Source organism: Pseudonocardia sp. KRD291 (assembly GCF_019263595.1).
Taxonomy (GTDB): Bacteria; Actinomycetota; Actinomycetes; order Mycobacteriales; family Pseudonocardiaceae; genus Pseudonocardia.
On record NZ_JADQDD010000383.1, the window covers coordinates 1 to 5,172 of the forward strand.

At 74.3% G+C, this 5,172-nt stretch carries 6 protein-coding genes; 3 read left to right on the forward strand and 3 right to left on the reverse strand.

What is annotated here, in order from left to right:
• A partial coding sequence (gene cbiQ / locus I4I78_RS30215; protein ID WP_218614919.1) for a cobalt ECF transporter T component CbiQ occupies positions 1-729 on the forward strand: 729 nt, incomplete at its 5' end.
• Positions 730-739: 10 nt separating this feature from the next.
• Positions 740-1,474 (forward strand): energy-coupling factor ABC transporter ATP-binding protein, encoded by a 735-nt coding sequence (locus I4I78_RS30220; protein ID WP_218614920.1) that lies wholly within the window; start codon positions 740-742, stop codon positions 1,472-1,474.
• Positions 1,475-1,550: 76 nt separating this feature from the next.
• On the opposite strand, the gene I4I78_RS30225 is transcribed toward I4I78_RS30220, so the two are convergent.
• From I4I78_RS30225 to I4I78_RS30235, 3 genes are all read right to left on the reverse strand, one after another.
• A complete protein-coding gene (locus I4I78_RS30225) occupies positions 1,551-2,747 on the reverse strand; it encodes an SPFH domain-containing protein (RefSeq protein ID WP_218614921.1) in 1,197 nt (398 codons plus the stop codon).
• A gap of 174 nt (positions 2,748-2,921) precedes the next feature.
• Positions 2,922-3,377 (reverse strand): NfeD family protein, encoded by a 456-nt coding sequence (locus I4I78_RS30230; protein ID WP_218614922.1) that lies wholly within the window; start codon positions 3,375-3,377, stop codon positions 2,922-2,924.
• 64 nt (positions 3,378-3,441) lie between these two features.
• Positions 3,442-4,314 (reverse strand): DUF3097 domain-containing protein, encoded by an 873-nt coding sequence (locus I4I78_RS30235; protein WP_218614923.1) that lies wholly within the window; start codon positions 4,312-4,314, stop codon positions 3,442-3,444.
• 152 nt (positions 4,315-4,466) lie between these two features.
• On the opposite strand from I4I78_RS30235, the gene I4I78_RS30240 reads away from it, so the two are divergent.
• A partial coding sequence (locus I4I78_RS30240; protein WP_218614924.1) for a hypothetical protein occupies positions 4,467-5,172 on the forward strand: 706 nt, incomplete at its 3' end.

Below are 5,172 nucleotides of genomic sequence, written 5' to 3' on the forward strand. Positions count from 1 at the left end.
CGGGACTCCCCGGTGCACCGCCTCCCGCCGGAGGTCAAGATCGTCACGGCGTTCCTGGTCGTGGTGTGCGTCGTGGCCACCCCGCGGGAGGCGTTCGGGGTCTTCGCCGGGTTCGTCGTGCTGCTCGCGACGGTGTGGGCCGCGGCCCGGATCCCGCTCGGCTGGATCCTGCGCCGCGCGGTGATCGAGGCACCGTTCCTCGTGCTGGCCGTGCTGCTGCCGTTCACCGGACCGGCGCCGACTCTCGAGTGGTGGGGCACGACCCTGTCCGAGCCCGGCCTGCTCGGGGCGTGGAACATCGTGGTCAAGGGGACGCTCGGCGTCCTGACCTCGCTCACGCTCGCCGCCACGACGCCGATGCGCGACCTGCTGCTCGGGCTGCAGCGCCTGCGCGCCCCGGCGCTGGTCACCACGATCGCCACCCTGATGCTGCGCTACGCCGACGTGATCACCGGCGAGGCCCGGCGGATGCGCCTGTCGCGCATCTCCCGCGGGCACGACCCGCGGTTCCTCTGGCAGGCGGCCGCGACCGCCCGCGGCGTCGGCGCGCTGTTCGTCCGGTCCTACGAGCGGGGCGAGCGGGTACACCTGGCGATGCTCTCCCGCGGCTGGACCGGTGCGATGCCGCCGATGTCGGACGCGCCCGGGACGTCGCGGCAGTGGGCGGCGGGGCTCTCCGCGGTGGCGGTCGCCGTCGCGCTGGCCGGTACCGGGTGGGTCCTGACATGAGAGCGCTGACGTGAGCGCGCCCTCGCTGCACGTGCACGACCTGGCGTTCGCCTACCCGGACGGGCACCAGGCGCTCTACGGAGTGAACCTGACGATCTCGCCCGGCGAACGGGTCGCCCTGCTCGGACCCAACGGCGCGGGTAAGACGACCCTGGTGCTGCACCTCAACGGCATCCTCGCCGGCGGCGAGGGCAGCGTCTCGGTCGGCGGGCTGGCGGTGGGCAGGCCGAACCTGCAGGAGATCCGGCGCCGGGTCGGGATCGTGTTCCAGGACCCGGACGACCAGCTGTTCATGCCGACCGTCGGCGAGGACGTCGCGTTCGGGCCGGCGAACTTCGGGCTGCGCGGCGCCGAGCTGGCCGCCCGGGTCCGGCAGGCCCTGGACGCGGTCGGGATGGGCGAGCACGCCGGCCGCTCGCCGCTGCACCTGTCCGGCGGGCAGCGGAGGCGGGTCGCCCTGGCCACGGTGCTGGCCTGCGACCCGGAGATACTGGTGCTCGACGAGCCGTCGTCCAACCTGGACCCGGTGGCCCGCCGCGAGCTGGCCGAGGTCCTGCTCGGGCTGGACCGGACCATGCTGATGGTCACCCACGACCTGCCCTACGCGCTGCAGCTGTGCCCGCGCAGCGTCGTGCTCGACGGCGGCGTGGTGGCCGCGGACGGCCCCACCCGCGACCTGCTGGCCGACGCGGACCTGCTGGCCCGCCACCGCCTGGAGCTCCCCTTCGGCTTCGTCCTGGCCTGAGCTCCCGAGCCTCTTCCCCGGGCACGACGAACGGCGCCCCCGTCGGAAACGGGGGCGCCGCTGGTGCCGGGAAGGCTCAGGCCTGGCCGTTGGGGTTGGTGGCGGCCTCGATGCCCCGCTGGGCCTCCTCCGCGGCCGCGCCCGCGATCGGCGGCACGTCGGACCCGACCGGCGGGACCTCCTTCTGCGCGGCCTTGGTGGCCTCGGCGACCTGGCGGGCGATCTCCGGGTCGGTGGAGACGTCGAACCAGTCCTTCACCGCCTCGTCGTCGTTCTCCGGGGCGGTGTCGACGTCGTCGGTCCGGCTGGGCTCGTAGCGGAACACGCCGTCCTCGCCGGGCGCCCCGAGCATCCGGGTGAAGCCCTCGAGGGCCTTGCCGAAGTCGCTGGGCACCATCCAGACCTTGTTCGCCTCGCCCTGGGCCATCTCGGGCAGGGTCTGCAGGTACTGGTAGGCCAGCAGCTCCGGGGTCGGCTTGCCCTTCTTGATCGCGGCGAACGTCTTCTCGATCGCCTTCGCCTCACCCTGCGCCTCGAGGTACTGCGCGGCCCGGCGTCCCTGGGCTCGCAGGATCTCGGACTGCCGCCCGGCCTCGGCGTCGAGGATCGCGGCCTGCTTGGCGCCCTCGGCGGTGAGGATCTGGGACTGCTTCTGGCCCTCGGCGCTGCGGATCGCCGACTCCCGCTGGCCCTCCGCGTTGAGGATCATGGCCCGCTTCTCGCGGTCGGCCTTCATCTGGCGCTCCATCGACTCCTGGATGGACGCGGGCGGGTCGATCGCCTTGATCTCGACCCGGCCGACGCGGATCCCCCAGCGGCCGGTGGCCTCGTCGAGCTCGCCGCGCAGCACCGTGTTGATCCGGTCCCGCGAGGTCAGGGTCTGCTCCAGCGTCATGCCGCCGACCACGTTGCGCAGCGTGGTGGTGGTGATCTGCTCGACGCCCGCGATGTAGTTCGCGATCTCGTAGACCGCGGACTTGGCGTCGTTGACCTTGAAGTAGACGACGGTGTCGATGTTGACCGTCAGGTTGTCCTGGGTGATCACCGGCTGCGGCGGGAACGACACGACCTGCTCGCGCAGGTCCACCCGCTCACGCGTCCGGTCCACGAACGGGATGAGGATCGCCGGGCCGCCCTCGCGGGTGCCCTTGTACTTGCCCAGCCGCTCGATGATGTAGGCCCACTCCTGCGGCACGATCACGATCGACTTCACGACCACCGTGATCACCAGTACCAGCAGGATCACAACGAAGATCAACGTTCCCGGTTCCATCCGGCCCTCCCCCGTACTCGGTGTGCACCGGCCGGGCCGGCGCTCCCTGTGCCCCGGCCCCGCGGGCCGGGCTGTCCACGACCCCGGACCGGGGTCGCGTCCCTTCACGGCCCCCGCTCCGAGGGCCAGGTCTCATGCGCCGGGTCTCATGCGCTCGGTCTCATGTGCCGGGCCTCACGCGCCGGTGCCCGGCAGCTCCCCGCGCCCGGTGACCAGCGCGACCGCACCGGAGACCTCCAGCACGGTGGCGACGGCGCCTTCCTCGATGACCTCGTGGCCGTCCTTCGAGCGGGCCGACCACAGCTCGCCGGCGATCCGGACCCGCCCGGTCTCGCCGTCCACCCGGTGCACCACCTCGGCGTCGCGGCCGACCATCGTGCCGTGGTGGGTCTCCAGCGGGGCCATGCCCGCCTCGAGGCGGCGGCGCACGATCGGGCGCACGGCCAGCAGCAGCGCCACCGACACCGCGGCGAACACGACGGCCGCGCCGACGAAGCCCAGACCCAGCGCGGCACCACCGGCCGCGGCCAGCGCTCCCCCGCCGAGCATCAGCAGGAACAGCTCGCCCGAGACCGCCTCGGCACCGACCAGCACGACGCCGGCGAGCAGCCAGATCAGCGCCGGGGACATGCCCCCAGGATGCCAGAAGACGATCGGCAGGGGTTCCGATCAGGGGTTTCCGGTCGCCGGATCGTTACTCCGCCGACGGCCCGGCCTGGGTCACGAAGTCGATCAGCTGCTCGACGGCGCCGATCAGCGGCGTCTCCAGATCCCGGTAGCTGCGCACCGCGCCGAGCACCCGCCGCGCGCCGTCGGCCGGCTCGCCCCAGCCCAGCGCCGAGCACACGCCGGTCTTCCAGTCCGTGCCGCGCGGGATCCGCGGCCACTCCCGGATGCCGACCACGGCGGGCTTCACGGCCTCCCACACGTCGACGTAGGGGTGCCCGGTCACCAGCACGTGCTCCCCCGCGACGGCGGTGGCCTCGCGGGCCTGGCGGGTCTCCTTGGAACCGTCGACGAGGTGGTCGACCAGGATGCCGAGCTTGCGGCTGTCGCCGGGCCCGAACTCACGCACCGCGGCGGCGAGGTCGTCGACGCCGTGCAGCGGCTCGACCACGATGCCCTCGACCCTCAGGTCGTGGCCCCACACCCGCTCGAGGAGCTCGGCGTCGTGCAGGCCCTCCACCCAGATCCGCGCGGCGCGCGCGGTCCGCGCCTTCAGGTTCGCGACGTGCACCGACCCGGACGCCGACAGCGCCCGTCCGGCCGCGGCGCCGGGAGCCGGCTTCACCAGCGTCGCGGGCGCTCCCTCGAACAGGAACGCGGCCGGGCGCAGCGGGAACACCCGCCGTCCGCCGTGGCGGTCCTCGAGCGTGACCTCGCGGGAGTCGATCGCGACGACGGCGCCGCAGAACCCGCTGGCCGGGTCCTCCACGACGAGACCCGGCTCCGCGGTGACCTGCGGGATCTCCCGGCGGGTCTGTGTGCGGGTGCCGGAGGCGGTGAACGCTCCCCGGTAGTCGTGGGCGCGGGAGTCGTTCGTGGGGGGCGTCGGTCGCGGGCTCACGTCCCGAGTATCGCCGCGGACCCGCCGCCTTCCCCGCCGCGACACGCGGCGCGCACCCGGCCCGGGCCGCGCACCACGCGGGCGGCGCAACGGGTCACCGAACGGCGGTGTCACCGGTGGCCGGCGGCGATACGCAGCGGTCACCGAGCGCGATGACGATCACCCGCACGGCGCTGGCGCACCCCGGGTACCCGATGGTTAGCCTGGCGCTCGTGCCCCGCGCCTCTGCCACCCTGGCGGTGTGGGCCTCGGCGTGGCTCGCCGGGGCCGCCGCCCCGGACGACGTCCTGGACTCGCTCGCGCCCTGGTCCCAGGCCCACGACGTGCTCGCCGCCGACGCCGACACCGGCGAGTGGACCGGGGTGCCCGGCCCGGGTTCCGCGCCGACGTCGGTCACGATGCTGCTCGCCGCGCTGCGCCGGATCACCCCGCGCGGGCAGGCCCGGCTGGTGCTGCCCGCCCCCGGCGACGTGCGCGGGCTGCCCGGCCCGGGGCCGTTCAGCCGGGAGGCGACCAGCGCGGGCGAGGGGATCCTGTTCCCGGACGCCGGCTTCGGCGTCGTGCCGGACGACATCACCGACGGCGTCGTGCGCTGGACCGTCTACCGCGTCCCGGACCCCGGCCCGGTGCCCGAGTACGTGGCCCTGAACCAGGCCGAGGCCGACCTGCGCGAGCAGGTCCGCACCTCGGCGTCGGTGCTGACCGATCTCGGTGTGGCCCGGCACCGGCCGGGGGTGCGCGAGGAGATCGCCGCCCGGCTGCGCTCGCGTCCGGCGTCGCTCTGGCCGGCCGGGATGCCACCGCAGGCGCTGCGGGTGCTGCAGCAGGCCGACGAGGTGGACGCGATCCTGGCCGCCG

What these genes read in the sequence shown, in the direction of transcription:
- I4I78_RS30230 (WP_218614922.1), bottom strand. Translation starts at nt 3,377, where the DNA reads ATGTCCCCGGCGCTGATCTGGCTGCTCGCCGGCGTCGTGCTGGTCGGT.
- I4I78_RS30225 (WP_218614921.1), bottom strand. Translation starts at nt 2,747, where the DNA reads ATGGAACCGGGAACGTTGATCTTCGTTGTGATCCTGCTGGTACTGGTG.